The following is a 19,019-nucleotide window of genomic DNA, read 5'->3' on the forward strand; positions in this document are numbered from 1 at the left end:
GGGAATGCTATGGGTACCCTGGCCCCGGCTTTCGCCGGGACAGGGTTTTAAAATCGATACCGTGCAAGGTTTGTAGTGGTATTTGACCAATCCCTCGACGGCGAGGGGATTGGCAATCTGGCGTCGTCTTAATCATCCGCACGCATCGTTTGTCGCTACTGGTGACCCAGTGTTGTCATTGATGGTGTGAGACTCTCAAGCGCGAATAGAGCAATTAGTATCGGTTAGCTCCATGCGTTACCGCACTTCTACATCCGATCTATCAACGTCGTGGTCTCCGACGGCTCTATGAAATCTTATCTCGAGGGAGGCTTCCCGCTTAGATGCTTTCAGCGGTTATCCCGTCCATACATAGCTACCCAGCTGCGCTCCTGGCGGAACGACTGGTACACCAGAGGTATGTTCAACCCGGTCCTCTCGTACTAGGGTCAACTCCTCTCAAATTTCGACGCCCACGGCAGATAGGGACCAAACTGTCTCGCGACGTTCTGAACCCAGCTCACGTACCACTTTAATTGGCGAACAGCCAAACCCTTGGGACCTGCTCCAGCCCCAGGATGTGATGAGCCGACATCGAGGTGCCAAACAACCCCGTCGATATGAGCTCTTGGGGGTTATCAGCCTGTTATCCCCGGCGTACCTTTTATCCGTTGAGCGATGGCCCTTCCACGAGGGACCACCGGATCACTATGACCGACTTTCGTCTCTGCTCGACTTGTCAGTCTCGCAGTCAGGCGGGCTTATGCCATTGCACTCTAACAGACGGTTTCCGACCGTCCTGAGCCCACCATTGCGCGCCTCCGTTACTCTTTAGGAGGCGACCGCCCCAGTCAAACTACCCGCCACAGAGGGTCCCTGTTCCGGCTTACGGAACGAGGTTAGACATCAGAAACAAACAGGGTGGTATTTCACCTATGGCTCCACATCAGCTGGCGCCGATGCTTCAAAGCCTCCCACCTATGCTACACAGTTTCTTCCTAATGCCACTCTGAAGCTGCAGTAAAGGTGCACGGGGTCTTTCCGTCTAACCGCGGGTACTCCGCATCTTCACGGAGAATTCAATTTCGCTGAGCATGTCCTGGAGACAGTGGGGAAGTCGTTACGCCATTCGTGCAGGTCGGAACTTACCCGACAAGGAATTTCGCTACCTTAGGACCGTTATAGTTACGGCCGCCGTTTACCTGGGCTTCATTTCAGAGCTTGCACCCCTCCACTTAACCTTCAGGCACCGGGCAGGCGTCAGGCCCTATACGTCGTCTTGAAGCCGACTTAGCAGAGCCCTGTGTTTTTGCTAAACAGTCGCTACCCCCTGGCCTGTGCCCCCTCAAAGTGCTTGCGCATAGTGAGGGCCTCCTTCTTCCGAAGGTACGGAGGCAATTTGCCGAGTTCCTTCAGGACACTTCTCTCAAGCGCCTTGGTATACTCTACCTGACCACCTGTGTCGGTTTCGGGTACGGTCTATACGGTGGGGCTATTTCCTGGAACCATTTCGAAGCCATCCCAATCCGATAAGGGATGACAACACACATGATCCGTCACACACCACCAGGCCCACGAATATTAACGTGGTTCCCATCGACTACCCCCTTCGGGCTCGTCTTAGGGGCCGGCTCACCCTGCGCGGATTAGCCTTGCGCAGGAACCCTTGGTCTTTCGGCGAGAGGGCATCTCACCCTCTTTATCGCTACTCATGTCTGCATTCGCACTTCCGATACCTCCACGACCCATTACCAGATCGCTTCACAGGCTTACGGAACGCTCCGCTACCGCGTACCACATCAGTGGTACACCCTAAGCTTCGGCACGTATCTTGAGCCCCGTTACATCTTCGCCGCAGGACCTCTTGTTTAGACCAGTGAGCTGTTACGCTTTCTTTAAAGGATGGCTGCTTCTAAGCCAACCTCCTGGTTGTTTTGGAAGTCCCACATGCTTTCCCACTTAGATACGATTTGGGGGCCTTAGCTGTAGGTCAGGGCTGTTTCCCTTTTGACGACGGACCTTAGCACCCGCCGTCTGTCTCCCGCATATCACTCTTAGGTATTCGGAGTTTGGTTAGGTTTGGTAGATCTCGCGACCCCCTAGCCCATCCAGTGCTCTACCCCCTAAGGTGTTCGTGCGAGGCACTACCTCAATAGTTTTCGCGGAGAACCAGCTATTTCCCGGCTTGATTGGCCTTTCACCCCTAAACACAACTCATCCGGTAACTTTTCAACGTTAATCGGTTCGGACCTCCAGTGCATGTTACTGCACCTTCATCCTGGTCATGCCTAGATCGCCGGGTTTCGGGTCTAATACATCAAACTCTGGCGCCCTATTCAGACTCGCTTTCGCTGCGCCTACACCTATCGGCTTAAGCTTGCTTGATACATTAAGTCACAGACCCATTATGCAAGAGGTACGCTGTCAGGCCATAAAAGCCCTCCAACTGCTTGTAGGCAATCCGTTTCAGGTACTGTTTCACTCCCCTCATCGGGGTGCTTTTCACCTTTCCCTCACGGTACTAGTTCGCTATCGGTCACATACGAGTATTTAGGCTTGGAGGGTGGTCCCCCCATGTTCAGACAGAATTTCACGTGTTCCGCCCTACTCGAGTCCTGAATTCTCACTTTCGTATACGGGGCTGTCACCCGCTATGGCGTCTCTTTCCAGAAGACTTCTACTAGTTGAAATTCAGGCACTGGCCTGGTCCGCGTTCGCTCGCCACTACTAACGGAATCTCGGTTGATGTCTTTTCCTCCAGCTACTGAGATGTTTCAGTTCGCCGGGTTCGCTTCACGAAGCCTATGTATTCAGCTAAGTGATACCTAACCTAATTAACCCAACACCCTGCGTTACCGCACGGCTTGGATTAATCGGGATAGGTGGGTTTCCCCATTCGGAAATCGTCGGGTCAAAGCTTGCTCACAGCTCACCGACGCTTATCGCAGCGTGCCACGTCCTTCATCGCCTGTATGTGCCAAGGCATCCACGAATTGCCCTTACCTCACGCTTGAGAGTCCACACCACCAACGACATCACTGGGTGCGTTCCGAAGAACGTCACCAACTCGGCAGAGCAGTGCGCGTTGGCCTTTGTCAGGTGCGGATGATTATAATCTCAGCCAGATTATTAGTATGATGATGTCGATATCTGGAGCCTCGAACCGCTCGTTCAGATCGCGCTGCACAGAGTGCCTCACGAACCGCCGAAGCAATCCTCGTCTCCAAAATCGAGCACCTCACGGCATCGATTTTAAAAAACCCATTCACAATGTCAAATACGGGTCGTCTCGACCCAATCACCGTGCTCTCGCACGGCGAACCGTTTCTCTTCATCTCTAGGTTGTGCTGATGGTGCGTTGCCCGCGAGCCCGTCAGTCGCAGCGAAGCTGCGCCTTGTGGGCGCGCTTTGCGGCGCTGGCCGTTCTTGGCGACGTGCGCGGCAGCTTTGCTGCCTCGTCTCGTCTCCTGCGAAATGGTGGAGCCTATCGGGATCGAACCGATGACCTGATGCTTGCAAAGCAACCGCTCTCCCAGCTGAGCTAAGGCCCCAAACGCACTTGTGTGTGGTGGGCCTAGGTGGATTCGAACCACCGACCTCACCCTTATCAGGGGTGCGCTCTAACCAACTGAGCTACAGGCCCACACCCGCTGCGCCCGTCAGACGCAGCAGAACTGCGCCCAAGAGGCGCGCTTCGCGCGCTGGCCGAGCTTGCCCACGTGCCAAATAGCAAAGCTATTCGTCTCGTAGACTAACCTAGTGATGAAGGGACATGAGGACGGCGGCTAATGTTCTTTGGAATGGAAGAAGCTCTTCCGACAGGGTGGCACCATAAGATGCGGGCCTATCAGCGCTTTCTGCCGATATCCTTAGAAAGGAGGTGATCCAGCCGCAGGTTCCCCTACGGCTACCTTGTTACGACTTCACCCCAGTCGCTAAACCCACCGTGGTCGCCTGCCTCTCTTACGAGTTAGCGCAACGCCTTCGGGTGAATCCAACTCCCATGGTGTGACGGGCGGTGTGTACAAGGCCTGGGAACGTATTCACCGCGGCATGCTGATCCGCGATTACTAGCGATTCCGCCTTCATGCTCTCGAGTTGCAGAGAACAATCCGAACTGAGACGGCTTTTGGAGATTAGCTCACACTCGCGTGCTTGCTGCCCACTGTCACCGCCATTGTAGCACGTGTGTAGCCCAGCGCGTAAGGGCCATGAGGACTTGACGTCATCCCCACCTTCCTCCGGCTTATCACCGGCGGTTCCTTTAAAGTGCCCAACTAAATGATGGCAACTAAAGGCGAGGGTTGCGCTCGTTGCGGGACTTAACCCAACATCTCACGACACGAGCTGACGACAGCCATGCAGCACCTGTGTGCAGGTCCCCGAAGGGAAGAAATCCATCTCTGGAAGTCGTCCTGCCATGTCAAACGCTGGTAAGGTTCTGCGCGTTGCTTCGAATTAAACCACATGCTCCACCGCTTGTGCAGGCCCCCGTCAATTCATTTGAGTTTTAACCTTGCGGCCGTACTCCCCAGGCGGATAACTTAATGCGTTAGCTGCGCCACCCAAACACCAAGTGTCCGGACAGCTAGTTATCATCGTTTACGGCGTGGACTACCAGGGTATCTAATCCTGTTTGCTCCCCACGCTTTCGCACCTCAGCGTCAATACATGTCCAGTCAGCCGCCTTCGCCACTGGTGTTCTTCCGAATATCTACGAATTTCACCTCTACACTCGGAATTCCACTGACCTCTCCATGATTCAAGCGATGCAGTCTAAAAGGCAATTCCAGAGTTGAGCTCTGGGCTTTCACCTCTTACTTACAAAGCCGCCTACGTGCGCTTTACGCCCAGTAATTCCGAATAACGCTAGCTCCCTCCGTATTACCGCGGCTGCTGGCACGGAGTTAGCCGGAGCTTATTCTCCCGGTACTGTCATTATCATCCCGGGTAAAAGAGCTTTACAACCCTAAGGCCTTCATCACTCACGCGGCATTGCTGGATCAGGCTTTCGCCCATTGTCCAATATTCCCCACTGCTGCCTCCCGTAGGAGTCTGGGCCGTGTCTCAGTCCCAGTGTGGCTGATCATCCTCTCAGACCAGCTAAGGATCGTCGGCTTGGTGCGCCTTTACCACACCAACTACCTAATCCTACGCGGGCTCATCCCTCGGCGATAAATCTTTGGACTTACGTCATCATCCGGTATTAGCAGTCGTTTCCAACTGTTATTCCGAACCAAGGGGCAGATTCCCACGCGTTACGCACCCGTGCGCCACTAAGGCCGAAGCCTTCGTTCGACTTGCATGTGTTAGGCATGCCGCCAGCGTTCATTCTGAGCCATGATCAAACTCTCAAGTTTATGTCACCAGCCAATCGCAGTGGAATTCCACGATCAACCAGCTCATCTCAAGGAGCCGCTCTGCACAATATCATTCAGACACCCTACCCGACCAAAGCCAGACAGAGCGTCCATTACATATGGAATATGTGAAGGACATATGAGAACGACTTAGCTTTAAACGATACCCCGAACCCTTGAGGAGCCCGAGAACCGCAAGCCGCCGCCCACATGTCCCTTCATCTTAACCTACAATGTCAAACAGCCGACAAAAATACCGACACTCGCATAACCTCCCTTGCGGAAGGTTTGGAGCATCTGGTTTTTTGCGACCACGGCGTCCAGACCGTGTGGTCGTTCGCTGCGGTGACACCCCTCTAAGACTACCTCGCCACACCGTCAAACACTATTTTACAGTTTCGGGTCGGTTTTCGGAAAATTGGCCGGCGAGCGCTCAGCGGGCTTCGTGCCCGCACCAACGGGTCGTCGGAGATACAGAACGGACCCAAACCTAAGGCCAACTCGGCGAACCGTACGCAGTTGAGCGGTCAGCGCCGCCGAGCGGCTCCACTGACTTGGATGACGATTGCCGTCGACATGAACGACCAGTGCCGAACGCAACGATTGGGTTTCGCTCTCCGCTTCCGGCTTTGATGGAAACCGCGCGCAATCCCGTATCAACAGGTCGAGCGAACGAGACCCTCGGAGAAGCGGTCGATACTGCTGCCTAACGATGCTTTCGATCGTTCGCATGCGACACCTCTTCCGACAACGATCGCCCTGCCCCCGCTCACAGTAGACAATGATAGCGCTCTCTTTACTGTGTCCGCCAAGAACACGACACAGGGAGAGCGAGCATGAGTCGCATAACGAGCGTAACCGCCAGAGGCCTGTACGCGCGCGTCCCGTTTACCCGGATCGGCATGGTTGCCACGCTGCTGATGGCGGCGCCCGTTTCTGCCCAGAACGACAAGATGGTGCCGATCGCAGCCCCTGCACAGTCGGACGCGGTCCAACTTGGGACCGGCAAGTTGCCCCGGTCAACCGCACCCGAAGCATGGCATAGTCAATATGGCAGCGTCTTCGTCCGCAACGTCACATTTGCCACGTTGACACCATTCCTGCCCGATCCGGCCATCGCGACCGGCACAGCGGTGATTGTTGCCCCAGGCGGTGGGTTCAAGACACTATCGATGCAGAACGAAGGGTGGGACGTTGCCCGTGCGCTGGCCGCCAAGGGCGTGGCGGCGTTCGTCCTGAAATATCGGCTGAACCCGACACCGGTCGCGATGCCGGCATTCGAGCGATCGATGGCCGAAATGTTCGCCCCCGGCCGGCAGCCGCCACGCGCCCAGCCCGATGCGATGATCGCGGGCCTGGCGCCGCAGATTGCCGACGCGCGCGCCGCCTTTGCTCTGGTCCGGCAACGATCCGGCAAATGGCATGTCGACCCATCGCGCATCGGCATGATCGGCTTTTCCGCCGGGGCGATGCTGACGATGGCCACCACGATTGCCGGCGGCGATGCAAAGCCCGCGTTCATCGGCAATATCTATGGTCCGCTGGCAGCAATGACGGTGCCAGCGGACGCGCCGCCGATGTTCGTCGCTCTGGCCGCCGACGATCCATTCTTCGGCGCTGGCAAGTTCGAGCTGATCGAGAGCTGGCGCGCGGCAAAACGTCCGGTCGAGTTCCATCTGTTCGAACAGGGTGGCCATGGCTTCGGCATGTACCCAAAGCCTACCACGAGCACGGGGTGGTTCGAGGAATTCACCCGCTGGATGGCCATGCACGGCCTTCTTACACGAACGCGGTGATACTCTGCGGACCGGCACGCCGCTGGCAGGGTGCGTCGAACGGGAATCCGATCGACGCATCTTGAACGCGATCATTGGCGTAGCACGCTCGGCGCTCGCCTGCTGGTCGTGCCGTATGAAGCGCTGGTGGAGGACATCGCCGCCTGGGTGCCGCGGATTGCCGCCCATGTCGAGCTCGCCTTCGAACCGGCAATGCTCGATTTTCATCGATTGAAGCGCCCGGTCGCGACCGCCAGCGTCGCGCAGGTCCGCGAGCCGCTGTATCGACGCGCGATCGGCGCCGCGGCCCCTACGCAGCGCGGATGACGCCATTCGTCGAAGTCTATGAGCGATCTCGCGCGGCGTTGGCGGCAGGGTCGTGATCGGGAGCATCCGCCCCCGCCAGATCCCGCCGCGCGACCGCCCACTGGCGAAAAACCGATCCGTTCGCTGGGTCGATGCGCCCGCCGGTTGATCCGGCGGGCGTCACGCTCACTTCAGCTCGAGCATCACCACCGACATGGGCGGCAGCGTTACCGCGAGCGTTCCACCACGCAATTGCACGCCGTTGAACGCCGTCGGCGCGACCGCGTTGGGCGCGTCGAACGTGTTGTGCGCGGTCATCATCGGCGCAGTCAGCACCTGACCGGTGACGGTTTGCGCGGTGACGCCGGGCAGCGCCGCGGAGACGCTCGTCGCCTTGTTCGGATCGAGATTGGCAAGCGCGATCCGCACCACGCCGTCCTTGCCGCGGACTGCCGAGGCGCTGACCGACGGCATTGTCCACTGGTCCTTGTTATACCAGGGCGACTTGATGTCGATCGGCAGGACGGTGCCGTCCATGTATGGCTTGTACATCGCGAAGACGTGATAGGTCGGCGTCAGCACCATCTTAGCGCCGTCGGTCAGGATCATCGCCTGCAGCACGTTCACCATCTGCGCGATCGCGGTCATCTTCACGCGATCGGCATGCTTGGCGAAGATGTTGAGGTTGATCGCGGTCACCATAGCATCGCGCAGCGTGTTCTGCTGACGCAGGAAGCCGGGGTTGGTGCCGGGATCGGGCGCATACCAGGTGCCCCATTCGTCGACCGCCAGCCACACCTTCTTCTGCGGGTCGTATTTGTCCATCACCGCGCTGTGCTTGGTCAGCATCTCGTCCATCTTCAGCGTCTCGGCGAGCACGTGCGCCCACTCCTCCTCGCCGAACACGGTTGCCGACAGCTTGTGCTCCCAAGGCGCGGCCACCGTGTAGTAATGCATCGACAGCGCATCGACCTGGTCGCCGGCCTCGCGCATCATCGTCTCGGTCCACGAATAGTCGGCCGAGTTCGCCCCGCTCGCGATCTTGGTGACCTTGGTCCCCGCCGGCGCCTTGATGAAGGTGGCGTAGCGCCGCGTAACGTCGGCAGCGTAGGGCGCGCGCATGTTGCCGCCACAGCCCCACAGTTCGTTGCCGATCCCGAAGAACGGCAACGCCCACGGCGCCTTGTGGCCGTTCTTCGCGCGCTCGTCCGCCAGTGTGCCGGCGGGCGAGGTCATGTATTCGACCCACTCCGCCATTTCCTGCGGCGTGCCGTTGCCGACATTGCCGGAGATATACGCCTGCGCGCCGATCTGGCCGACCAGATCCATGAACTCGTGCGTGCCGACCGCGTTGGGCTCGGTCACGCCGCCCCAGTTGGTGTTGATCTTGACCGGACGCTTGGCCTTGGGGCCGATCCCCTCGCGCCAGTGATATTCGTCGGCGAAACAGCCGCCCGGCCAGCGCACCGCCGGTACCGCGATCCCGCGGAGCGCGGTGACGACATCGGTGCGGAAGCCGCGGACGTTGGGGATCTTCGATTTCTCGCCGACCCACAGGCCACCATAGATGCCGGTGCCGAGGTGTTCCGCAAACTGCGTGAAGATGTGGCGGTCATAGGTCGGGCCGGGTGTATCGGCGTGGACGGTCACGGTTGCTGCCGCCGACGTTGGCGCGTCCGCTGGCGCTGCGGTCTGTGGGGCGGTCTGTGCGGCACCGATGCCTGCGGTCGACAGCAGCAGCGCGGCGGCGAGGCCCTTGAGAGTCCGGGTCATTTTTGCCTCAATCATCGAAAGCCTCCACGGAATTGCGGGTGCCGCGCAGGAACGCGTCGGCGACGAGGGTGAACGGGGTCGTATCGACTTCGCTTCGGCCGCCGCGGATCAGCGCGGCGAAGCGGGCGTAGAGGCCGGGATATTCCTCGTCGTCGTTATGCACCGTGCCGCTCGGCAGGGTGAGCACCGCGCCGCCCTTGGCAAGGCCGAGCGTACCGGCGTCGGTCTCGACGGTGATGTCCCAGCTCTGCGGGCCGGTCTGGCGCCAGTCGAGATCCATGCTGATCGGTGTGCCCGAGGCGCTGCGGAAGGTCAGGTCGGCGGCGATCGGCGCGGCGCGATTGGCGGGCGTCGACAGCGTCGCGGACGTCAGGAAGAACGGCTGCGGCAGGATCTCGGTCGCGATCGACAGCGCGTTGATGCCCGGATCGAACACGCCAAGACCACCCGGCTCCCAGATCCACGCCTGCCCCGGATGCCAGACGCGAACGTCCTCGCGCCAGACGATCGACACGCGTTCGATCGTGCGGTCGGCGAGCCACGCCTTGGCCGGCGCGACCCCCGCCGCGAACCGCGAATGCCAGCCGGCGAACAGGGTCGTTCCGGTCTCGGCTGCCTGGGCTTCGAGCGCATCGACTTCGGCGAGCGTCGCACCGGGCGGCTTTTCGAGGAAGACGTGCACGCGCTTGGCGAGCGCCATCGAGGCTAGCTCGTAGCGTACCTGCGGCGGGGTGCAGAGCGCGATCGCGCCGATCGCCGGACCGTCGGCGAGCAGCGACTCCAGCGACGTGAAGTTGGCAACGCCCTCGACGCCCGGATCGCGCGGGCTGACGCTGGCGACGAACTCGAAGTCGGCGTTGCCGGCGATCGACGGCAGATGCTGGTCGCGGGCGATCTTGCCCATGCCGACGACCGCGATTCTGATAGCGGCCATGCTCAGAGTGCCTTCACGACGACGGGCTGCGGTTCGGCCTTGGTCAGCGTGTTGCGCAAAGGCAGCGTGAACGGTGCGGCCTCGATCTCGAACACATCGCCTTCGCGCGTCGTCACGCCGTCGGCGAACGACAGCGTCGCGGTGCCGAAGAAATGGACGTGGACGTCGCCCGGACGGCGGAACAGGTCGTATTTGAAATGATGCGCCTCGAGGTTGGCGATGCTGTGCGACATGTTCGCCTCGCCCGATAGGAACGGCTTTTCCCACAACAGCGCGCCGTCGCGGTGGATGCGGCTCGCACCCTCGATATGCTGAGGCGGCGTACCGACCAGCAGCTCGGGGCCGAGCGACGCCTGGCGCAGCTTCGAATGCGCGAGCCACAGGTAATTGTCGCGCTCGGTGACGTGGTCACTGAACTCGTTGGCGAGGCAGAGACCCAGGCGGAACGGCGTGCCGTCCGGACCGATCAGGTAGATCCCGGCAAGCTCGGGCTCCTCGCCGCCATCCTCAGCGAAGTCGGGCATCGTCAGTGGCGCGCCGGGTGCGACGAGACCCGAGCCATCGCCCTTGTAGAACCACTCGGGCTGCTGGCCACGCGTCCCCGCGGCGGGCTTGCCGCCCTCTACGCCTTCGAGGAACATCCGCATCGAATCGGTCTGCTTCTCGGCGTCCGCGGCCGCGCGGTGCATCTTGTCGCGACCCTCGGCCGAGCCGAGATGCGTCAGGCCGGTGCCGGTCATGATCAGGTGCGCGGGATCGACATGATCGATCGGTGAGGTCAGGCGACCCGCGGCGAGTTCGGCGGCGATGTCGACGCTGTCGCCCGTCCCGCAGGCCGCGATCGCGGCGGCGAGATCGGTGCCATCGGCGATCGCGCGTTCGGCCAAAGCACGGACGCTATCTACGCCGGTAACGAACGCGGCCCCTTCACTGGTGGCAGCGATCACCGATCGCGTGCCGTCGACGCCAACATGCTGCAACAGGCGCAAAGTCATTACACTCTCTCTCCTAAACGAGACGCCGTTGTTACGGTTCGTCCCCGATATTTCGATTCAGTTGGCGGGAACGCCGTCGATGAGCCGCGGTGCGGTGGCGCCGTCACCGCCATGGAGAATTGCAAGCGCGACCTCGCCACCGGTCGGCCAGCCGTTCGCGAGGATCCGCCCGGCGGCCGCCGCGTGGACGTGCGCATTCTCGTTGCTGTCGGACATAGCGCCCCTCCCCTATACTCGGACATATTAGCCCCGTTTGGCTTTTGCAATCTTTGTCGTTCCTTGATCGAGGCCGGGCTGTTACGTCTGGCGCTGGGAGCGGGCACGATGACGACAACTCACAGTGTAGACGGTATTGAAGATGGCGCTGCGATCGGCGCTGGGATCAGTTCTGGGACCGACGACGTCATCACGCCGCGCGTCGGGCGAGGGACGGGACGCCGGTTGCACGGTGCGGTCGCGCACAAGCTGGGCACTGCGATCCTGTCGGGTGAGTATGCGCCCGGCGATACCTTGTCGGGCGAGGTCGAGTTCTCGAAGACGCTCGACGTCTCGCGCAGCGCCTACCGCGAAGCGGTGCAGGTCCTGACCGCCAAAGGACTGGTCGAAAGCCGTCCGAAGATCGGCACCCGCGTCCTGCCGCGCAGCCGGTGGAACCTGCTCGATCCCGACGTGCTCGCCTGGGCGTTTGCCGGCGAACCCGACATCGCGTTCGTCCGTGGGCTGTTCGAATTGCGCGCGATCGTCGAGCCGGCGGCCGCCGCGCTCGCAGCCGAGCGCCGCGATCGAACCGACCTCAAGCTCATGAAGGATGCGTTGGCGGCGATGCGGCGGCTCACGCTGGCGACCGAAGCCGGTCGCGCCGCCGATCGCGAGTTCCACCATGCCATATTGACCGCGACGCGCAACGATGCGTTGATCGTGTTGAGCGCGAGCATCGGCGCCGCGGTCAACTGGACCACCCAGTTCAAGATGCGCGCGCGCGCCCTGCCCCGCAATCCGATCCCCGATCACATGCTGGTCTATGATGCGATCGCTGCCGGCGATGCTGTCGGCGCCAGCGCGGCGATGCGGACGCTGGTCGATCTGGCACTGGAGGATACGAAGCTGGCGATGGCGCGCTGACACGCGCCGTCGCTCGGGGTCTCTTACCCGTGCATCCCCGCTACGCTGACGGTTACGCGCAGACTGTATGACAGGATATTGTCGGACTAGACGTCACCGGCAGCCCGATATCGGCGCGATGCCCCCTTGCCGCCGTGCCGCGCTTCGGCAAGCATGGCCCAACGGGGGAGATGACAATGAAAAAAATACGTCTGATCGGTCTGGCAACGACAGTCTCGGTGGCTAGTGCACTGGCCGCATCGATGGCTGTCTCGATACCCGCATGGGGTCAGACCAAGCCATCGCCGACAACCTATATCCAGGCGGGAACGCTGCTCGATCGACCAGGCCAGGCGCCGCGGGGCAACAGCACGATCATCGTTCGCGACGGCAAGGTCGTTGATGTACGCGATGGCTTTGTCACGCCCGAACCGGGCGCAACGCTGGTCGACCTGCGGACGGCGTTCGTGCTCCCGGGACTGGTCGACATGCACGTTCATCTCTGGGGTATCGGCGGCGATCCGATGCGGGCGCGGCTCGAGGCGCTCAACCGCGATCGGTTCGACGACGAGATGACCGCCGTCGCCAACGCCCGGACGACATTGGCCGCAGGCTTCACGTCGGTCCGCGATCTCGGCGGCGACCCACGCGGCATCCGCGCGCTGCGCGACGCGATCGACGCCGGCACGGTCGAGGGGCCAAGCATCACCAACGCCGGCGAGATGATCTCGGTGACCGGCGGGCATGGCGATGGCGGCAACGGGCTCGCCGAGGAGTTCGCCGACATGGTCCATGCCAGGGAGGTGAACCTGTGCGATGGCCCCGACGGTTGTCGCCGCGCCGTGCGGGCACAGGTTGCGCTGGGCGCGCGCGTAATCAAATTCGCAGCGACCGGGGGTGTCTTGTCCAACGTCAGCGGCGGACTGGGCCGGGCGATGACACCGGAGGAAATGCGCGCGATCATCGAGACCGCGCATGCGCTCGGCCGCAAGGTCGCCGCGCATAGTCATGCTGCCGAGGGGACCCGGTCGGCGCTGGAAGCCGGCGTCGATCTCGATCGAGCACGGCACGTTCCTCGACGACGAGACGATCCGGCTGTTCAAGACGAAGGGTGCGTATCTGGTGCCAACCGAGATCGCGCCGGTCGCTGCACTCGCACAAGCGCGCGGCGGCGCATTGCCGCCTGCCACGATCGTCAAGGCCGAGGCCGCCGCCGCCGCCATGGCCGCGAGCCACCGCCGCGCCTATGCGGCCGGGGTCAAGGTAGCGTTCGGGACCGATACCGGTGTCTCCAAGCATGGCGACAACGCGACCGAGTTCACGCTGATGGTAAAAAACGGCCTCACCCCGACACAGGCGATCGCGGCAGCCACCGTTGGCGCCGCCGACCTGCTCGGCCGCGACGATATCGGCACGCTGACCCCCGGCAAGACGGCGGATATCATCGCCGTCGCGACCTCGCCGCTGAACGACGTCGCGCAGCTCGAACACGTGACGTTCGTCATGCACCGCGGCGTCGTCGCGAAGCCGGCGATCGGGGGCCTCCGCTAGCATATAGGCCACGCTGCGCCCGGCGCGGGTTACACCGCGCCACCGATCAGCCGACCGATCAGCGCGGTCACCGCCATCGCGAACGCACCCCAGAACGTGACGCGTACCAACCCGCGCCAGACGACCGCCGCACCGGTCTTCGCGCCCACAGCGCCGAGCACGGCAAGAAACAGCAAGGATCCCGCTGCAACCGCCCTGACAAGCGAGGTGGACGGAACCACGAACACGGTCAGCAACGGCAATGCCGCGCCGACCGTGAAGCTCGCCGCCGACGCGAACGCCGCCTGGACCGGGCGCGCCCGCGCACCCGGCGTGATGTCCAGCTCGTCGCGGGCGTGCGCGCCGAGCGCGTCCTTCGCCATCAACTGCGCCGCCACCGTCTCCGCGGTGGCGGCATCCACCCCACGGACGACGTAAAGCGCCGCGAGTTCGGCCAGTTCGCCGCGGGGATCGTCGACCAACTCGCGCCGCTCGCGCGCAAGTTCGGCCGTCTCGGTATCCGCCTGCGCGCTGACCGAGACATATTCACCCGCCGCCATCGACATCGCCCCCGCGACCAGCCCTGCGGTTCCCGCGATGACGATCGAGCCGACCTGGCCACCGGCCGCCGCGACGCCGATGATCAGGCTCGCGGTCGAGACGATCCCGTCATTGGCGCCGAGCACCGCTGCGCGCAGCCAGCCGATCCGATCGGTGACGTGGCGTTCGCGGTGCGACGACAGCGCGCGCACTCAGGCGATCTCGAGCATGTTCTCGACCTTCACCGCGCCCGGCGCCGCCCAGGCGGTGCGCTCGGCGACCATCCGGTCGTGCGGCGAGTCGACCGATCCGGTGAGCCGTACGGTGCCGCCATCGACCGACACCTTGATCGTGTCGCCGTCGAAGAACCATGAGCGGTGCAGCGCGGTGCGGATGTCGTTGCTGACGTCGGTGACGTCGACGCGCGGTTTCAACACGATGTGGTTGATCACGCCGACCACGCCAGCCAGCGTCCGCACCGCCGCCTCGGCCGCGTCCTTCTGGAAATGCCAGCGGACCTCGCCGCGCAGGCTGACCCAGCCATCCTCGACCTGCGCCTTGACGCTGTCGTGCGGCACGGTCGTATCCCAGGACAGCCGCTCGACGATCGCGCTGGCGATCGCCTCGTCGCCGCGCTTGAAGCGGTCCTCGAGCTGTACTTCGATCTCCTCGGCGACCGCCTTGACGCCGTCGACGCGCGCGGCGGCGCGTTCGGCGGCATATTTCGCCGCATAGCTGCCGGCGTGGCCGCTGAGCGTCACGACGCCGTTGTTCGCGGTGACGCCGATATGCCCGGCGGGGACGCTCGGATCCCAGTTGAGTTCGGCGAGCACGGCTTTCTGCAATCTTGCGTCGTGGGACATGACACGCTCCTGAAGACAGCGCGGAGAGGTCCGAGCCGATGATCGCGAGCCTATCGATATGGCCGATTGCCGACAGCGTCGGGAACTACGCATGCCGCCCGACTGCGTAGTTCCCGACGCTGTCGCCGCCCCGCGCGAACGCCGAAAGCTCGGCGAAAGAGGGAGACCGCGCATGACCTATTCGACCCTGATGGTGCATCTCGACGGCGGTCGGCCCAACGCCGTCCTGCTCGACGTCGCGGCGACGCTCGCCGACCAATATGACGCCGCGGTGATCGGCATCGCCGCCTGCCAACCGGTCCAGATCGGCACGTGCGATGGCTATCTCGGCGGCGAGTACGCGGTGATCGAACGCGATATCGTCGCCGGCGAACTCGCCCGCGCCAAGACCGAGTTCCACGCGCACGAACGGCTCGCGCGGCATGTGCTCGACTGGCGCTCGATCCCGACGCTCGTCAACGTCGCGCATGTCGTCGCCGAGCATGCGCGGTCCGCCGATCTCGTCATCACCAGCGCCGGGCCGGGCTTCGCCGACCTCGCGACGCACGCCGACACCGGCGACCTGATCCTGCGCGCCGGCCGCCCGATACTGGTCGTTCCTGATGGCGCCACCACCGCGCGCTTCGCGACCATCCTGGTCGCGTGGACCGACACGCGCGAATGCCGCCGCGCGATCGCCGATGCGCTGCCGATGCTCCAGGCCGCGGACCGCGTCGTGATCGTCGAAGTCTCAATCGACGCGATCGAGGCGCGGAAGCCGATCGACGATGTCGCTGCCTGGCTCGCGCGCCACGGCGTCGACGCGGACAAGATCGTCGCGCGGATGAAGCACACCAGCATCGACACGCTCGCCACAATCGCCGACGAGATCGAGGCCGACCTCGTCGTCGCGGGCGCCTATGGCCACAGCCGGATCCGCGAATGGGCGTTCGGCGGCGTCACCCGCGACCTGCTGCTGCGCGACCGGCGCTGCACGTTGCTGTCGCACTGAGCCATGACGGGCCACGCGATCCGCAAGTATTTCGGCCCGGTCGTAACCGCAAACCGAAGGATAGTCGTCGGCGGCACGATCCTGTCGATCGTCGCGATCATCGAAGGACTATTAGCATATAGCGGATCCTTGGCTTAACATGCGTCATGTTCCGAACGCGGGCGTCGAAGTCTTGCCCCCGACGGATCGGATCAGTGTGTCGAACAAGGCCCGCGTCTCGATGATTTGCCTCTGCGCCCCCGAGCCACCGCACCGCCCGCATGATCGCGTCGCAGTCGCCGCACGAGACCGACCCCCAGGCGGTGGCGCGCGGCGATGCGATGCTGGCGGAGGAACTCGGGCTGCTGATCGACGGCGCGACCACCTACGCAATCTACATGCTCGACCGCAGCGGCCGCGTCACGATCTGGAACCGCGGTGCGGAACGGATCAAGGGCTGGGCCGAGGCGGAGATCATCGGCCGCGATTTCGCGATCTTCTACCCCGCCGACGATATCGCCGCAGGCAAACCCGCCGCCGACCTCGCCCGCGCGCACTGCGATGGCCGGGTCGAGGAAGAAAGCTGGCGGGTCCGCAAGGACGGCTCCGAATTCCTCGCGCACGTCACGATCACCGCGCTCCACGACGACGCCGGCGCGCTGCGCGGGTTCGGCAAGGTGATCCGCGACATCACGCATGAAAAGGCCGCCGAGGCCGCGATCAGGCGGCGCGAACATCACCTCCGCTCGATTCTCAACACCGTTCCCGACGCGATGATCGTGATGAACGAGAACGGCATCGTCGCCTCGTTCAGCGCCGCCGCCGAACTCGTCTTCGGCTATGCGGCGAGCGAAGTGATCGGCCAGAACGTCGCGATGCTGATGCCGCAGACCGAGGCGCGCGACCACGATGCGCACCTCCGGAAGTACCGCCAAACCGGCGAGCGCCACGTGATCGGTAATGTCCGCCTCGAACGCGCGATGCGCAAAGGCGGCGAGACGTTCCCGATCGAACTCGCGGTCGGCGAGGCGTCGATCGGCGGCGAACGGATCTTCACGGGCTTCATCCGCGATCTCACCAACCGCCACGCGACCGAACGCCGGTTGCAGGAACTCCAGTCTGAGCTCATCCACGTCTCCCGCGTCAGCGCGATGGGGACGATGGCGTCGACGCTGGCGCACGAGATCAACCAACCGCTGACCGCGATCGCCAACTACCTCGAAGCGACGCACGCGATGATCGCCGACGGCGACGATCCGGTACTGGCCCCGCTGCTGGCCGACGTCGCGGAAGCGCTGGAACTGGCGGCGGCACAGTCGCTCAGGGCCGGCACGATCGTCCGCCGGCTGCGCGCGTTCGTCGATGGCGGCGATACCGGGTTCCGCGACGAAGCGCTCGACCTGCTCGTCGAGGAAGCGACCAGTCTCGGTCTGCTCGGCGCGCACGAGGCGGGCATCACTGTCGTCAACAGGGCATCGCCAAGCCCGGCCCTGGTCCGCGTCGACCGCATCCAGATCCAGCAGGTACTGGTCAACCTCATCCGCAACGCGATCCAGTCGATGGCCGCCTCGCCGATCCGGACGCTATCGATCGCCACCGCGTCCGAGCGCGAGGGGTGGATGCAGATCACCGTCGCCGACACCGGCACGGGCATCGACACCGACGTCCGCGCGCGCCTGTTCGAAGCGTTCGCCACCACCAAGGAGGACGGCATGGGGCTCGGCCTTTCGATCTGCCGGACGATCGTCGAGGCGCATGGCGGGCGGATCTGGGCGGACGGCGTGCCGAGCGGCGGCACCGCGTTCCACTTCACCGTACCGCTCGCCACGCTTCAGGAAGGCGACACCGATGTCTGATCCACTCCGCACAGTGCACATCGTCGACGACGACGAAGCGATCCGCCAATCGGTCGGCTTCCTGTTGCGCAAGGCGGGCTATGCCGTCGAAACCTATCCCACCGGCACGCACTTCCTGAAAGCCGTCACGCGCGAAACGCGCGGCTGCGTGCTGCTCGACGTCCGGATGCCCGATCTCGACGGGTTCGCGGTACAGGCGCGCATGGCCCAGACCGGCATCGCGCTGCCCGTAATCATGCTGACCGGCCACGGCGACGTGACGCTAGCCGTCCGCGCGATCAAGGCGGGCGCGATCGAGTTCCTCGAAAAGCCGTTCGAACGCAGTGCCTTGCTCGCAGCGATCGAAACCGCGCTCGCCCACGCCGCCCGGTCGGACCGCGAACACCTCGCCGCCGCCGACGCGCTCGTCCGGCTTGCCGCGCTCACCCCGCGCGAACGCGACGTGCTTGACGGCATGGTGCTCGGCCGCCCCAACAAGCTGATCGCCTATGACCTCGCCATCGCCACCCGCACCGTCGAAGTGCACCGCGCAAACCTGATGGAGAAACTCGCCGCGCGCAGCCTGTCGGACGTCCTCCGCATCGCGTTTTCGGCAGGCTTGGGCGAGACCGCCGAACCCGCCTGACGCCCTCGTCTTCTACGTACAGACACGGCGACGGAGGGGTGTCATCGAAGGTCAGGACAAGGACATTCGATGACCGACCACCCGATCCAATCCCCTGCCCCACCCCATTTCGGAATCGGCGTTTCGCTGGTCGACGGCGACCCGGTGATACGCCGCGCGCGGCAGATCATGCTGCTATCCGAACGCTACGACGTCCGCTCCTACGCGACCGGCGCGGCGCTGCTCGCCGATCCCCGGTCGCGCGACGTCCCCTGCATCGTCGTCGATGTCGCAGGCGGGGTCGATGGTGATGGGGGCAGCGGCATGGAAACGCTCCACGCCATGCGCGCATCGGGCTGGCGGGGAAGGCGATCCTGCTCGATGGTACCGTCCCGCCGCCCGCGCTGATCCACGCCGCCGAACGCCACGGCGA

Annotated in this window: 15 protein-coding genes, 2 tRNA genes, 2 rRNA genes and 1 pseudogene; 10 read left to right on the forward strand and 10 right to left on the reverse strand. The window is 63.2% G+C overall.

What is annotated here, in order from left to right; all coding sequences use genetic code 11:
* Window positions 1-194 precede the first annotated feature (194 nt).
* From QP164_RS09305 to QP164_RS09320, 4 genes are all read right to left on the reverse strand, one after another.
* A 23S ribosomal RNA gene (locus QP164_RS09305) occupies window positions 195-2,992 on the reverse strand.
* Between the two features lie 462 nt (window positions 2,993-3,454).
* Window positions 3,455-3,530, reverse strand: a tRNA-Ala gene (locus tag QP164_RS09310).
* Window positions 3,531-3,545: 15 nt separating this feature from the next.
* Window positions 3,546-3,622, reverse strand: a tRNA-Ile gene (locus QP164_RS09315).
* Window positions 3,623-3,852: 230 nt separating this feature from the next.
* Window positions 3,853-5,339: ribosomal RNA gene (locus tag QP164_RS09320) — 16S ribosomal RNA — on the reverse strand.
* Together the 16S and 23S rRNA genes with 2 tRNA genes alongside form the textbook arrangement of a ribosomal RNA operon.
* Before the next feature lie 836 nt (window positions 5,340-6,175).
* Between QP164_RS09320 and QP164_RS09325 the strand changes: the two genes are divergently transcribed.
* Together QP164_RS09325 and QP164_RS09330 are read left to right on the forward strand one after the other, a co-directional pair.
* A complete protein-coding gene (locus QP164_RS09325; protein ID WP_333922958.1) occupies window positions 6,176-7,135 on the forward strand; it encodes an alpha/beta hydrolase in 960 nt (319 codons plus the stop codon).
* A gap of 30 nt (window positions 7,136-7,165) precedes the next feature.
* The gene (locus tag QP164_RS09330) at window positions 7,166-7,441 is read left to right on the forward strand and encodes a hypothetical protein (protein ID WP_333922959.1); all 276 of its coding nucleotides are present in this window, start codon (window positions 7,166-7,168) and stop codon (window positions 7,439-7,441) included.
* 165 nt (window positions 7,442-7,606) lie between these two features.
* On the opposite strand, the gene QP164_RS09335 is transcribed toward QP164_RS09330, so the two are convergent.
* From QP164_RS09335 to QP164_RS09350, 4 genes are read right to left on the reverse strand one after another with little or no spacing between them, the layout of a single operon-like run.
* On the reverse strand, window positions 7,607-9,193 hold the full coding sequence (locus QP164_RS09335; RefSeq protein ID WP_333922960.1) for an alpha-N-arabinofuranosidase: 1,587 nt from the start codon (window positions 9,191-9,193) through the stop codon (window positions 7,607-7,609).
* Window positions 9,194-9,200: 7 nt separating this feature from the next.
* Window positions 9,201-10,127 carry a Gfo/Idh/MocA family protein gene (locus QP164_RS09340; RefSeq protein WP_333922961.1) on the reverse strand — a complete coding sequence of 309 codons (927 nt, stop codon included), beginning with the start codon at window positions 10,125-10,127 and terminating at the stop codon, window positions 9,201-9,203.
* A 2-nt stretch (window positions 10,128-10,129) separates the two neighbouring features.
* Entirely contained in the window at window positions 10,130-11,122 is a 993-nt protein-coding gene (araD1, locus tag QP164_RS09345) for an AraD1 family protein (RefSeq protein WP_333922962.1), read from the reverse strand.
* 57 nt (window positions 11,123-11,179) lie between these two features.
* Window positions 11,180-11,338 (reverse strand): hypothetical protein, encoded by a 159-nt coding sequence (locus QP164_RS09350; RefSeq protein WP_277984446.1) that lies wholly within the window; start codon window positions 11,336-11,338, stop codon window positions 11,180-11,182.
* Window positions 11,339-11,446: 108 nt separating this feature from the next.
* Between QP164_RS09350 and QP164_RS09355 the strand changes: the two genes are divergently transcribed.
* The 3 genes and pseudogenes from QP164_RS09355 (at window position 11,447) to QP164_RS09365 (ending at window position 13,774) form a co-directional block, all read left to right on the forward strand.
* On the forward strand, window positions 11,447-12,244 hold the full coding sequence (locus tag QP164_RS09355) for a FadR/GntR family transcriptional regulator (RefSeq protein ID WP_333922963.1): 798 nt from the start codon (window positions 11,447-11,449) through the stop codon (window positions 12,242-12,244).
* 503 nt (window positions 12,245-12,747) lie between these two features.
* A pseudogene (locus tag QP164_RS09360) lies at window positions 12,748-13,215 on the forward strand (amidohydrolase family protein); the annotation flags it as partial.
* Between the two features lie 16 nt (window positions 13,216-13,231).
* Window positions 13,232-13,774, forward strand: coding sequence for an amidohydrolase family protein (locus tag QP164_RS09365; protein ID WP_333922964.1), 543 nt, complete (start codon window positions 13,232-13,234; stop codon window positions 13,772-13,774).
* A gap of 29 nt (window positions 13,775-13,803) precedes the next feature.
* On the opposite strand, the gene QP164_RS09370 is transcribed toward QP164_RS09365, so the two are convergent.
* Window positions 13,804-14,496: a VIT1/CCC1 transporter family protein gene (locus QP164_RS09370; RefSeq protein ID WP_333924225.1), complete on the reverse strand. Its 693-nt coding sequence runs from the start codon at window positions 14,494-14,496 to the stop codon at window positions 13,804-13,806.
* A gap of 9 nt (window positions 14,497-14,505) precedes the next feature.
* Window positions 14,506-15,156, reverse strand: a complete 651-nt coding sequence (locus QP164_RS09375; RefSeq protein WP_332754432.1) for a BON domain-containing protein — start codon at window positions 15,154-15,156, stop codon at window positions 14,506-14,508.
* Window positions 15,157-15,328: 172 nt separating this feature from the next.
* On the opposite strand from QP164_RS09375, the gene QP164_RS09380 reads away from it, so the two are divergent.
* The 5 genes from QP164_RS09380 (at window position 15,329) to QP164_RS09400 (ending at window position 18,994) form a co-directional block, all read left to right on the forward strand.
* Entirely contained in the window at window positions 15,329-16,147 is an 819-nt protein-coding gene (locus QP164_RS09380) for a universal stress protein (protein ID WP_333922965.1), read from the forward strand.
* Between the two features lie 3 nt (window positions 16,148-16,150).
* On the forward strand, window positions 16,151-16,285 hold the full coding sequence (locus QP164_RS09385) for a hypothetical protein (RefSeq protein ID WP_279388908.1): 135 nt from the start codon (window positions 16,151-16,153) through the stop codon (window positions 16,283-16,285).
* A gap of 122 nt (window positions 16,286-16,407) precedes the next feature.
* Window positions 16,408-17,982 (forward strand): PAS domain-containing sensor histidine kinase, encoded by a 1,575-nt coding sequence (locus QP164_RS09390; protein ID WP_333922966.1) that lies wholly within the window; start codon window positions 16,408-16,410, stop codon window positions 17,980-17,982.
* On the forward strand, window positions 17,975-18,607 hold the full coding sequence (locus QP164_RS09395) for a response regulator transcription factor (protein ID WP_333922967.1): 633 nt from the start codon (window positions 17,975-17,977) through the stop codon (window positions 18,605-18,607). Before QP164_RS09390 ends, QP164_RS09395 begins: the two co-directional genes overlap by 8 nt.
* A gap of 69 nt (window positions 18,608-18,676) precedes the next feature.
* Window positions 18,677-18,994 (forward strand): hypothetical protein, encoded by a 318-nt coding sequence (locus QP164_RS09400; RefSeq protein ID WP_333922968.1) that lies wholly within the window; start codon window positions 18,677-18,679, stop codon window positions 18,992-18,994.
* The last annotated feature ends 25 nt before the right edge of the window (window positions 18,995-19,019 follow it).

The sequence above is a fragment of the Sphingomonas sp. LR59 genome (assembly GCF_036855945.1).
GTDB lineage: Bacteria > Pseudomonadota > Alphaproteobacteria > Sphingomonadales > Sphingomonadaceae > Sphingomonas.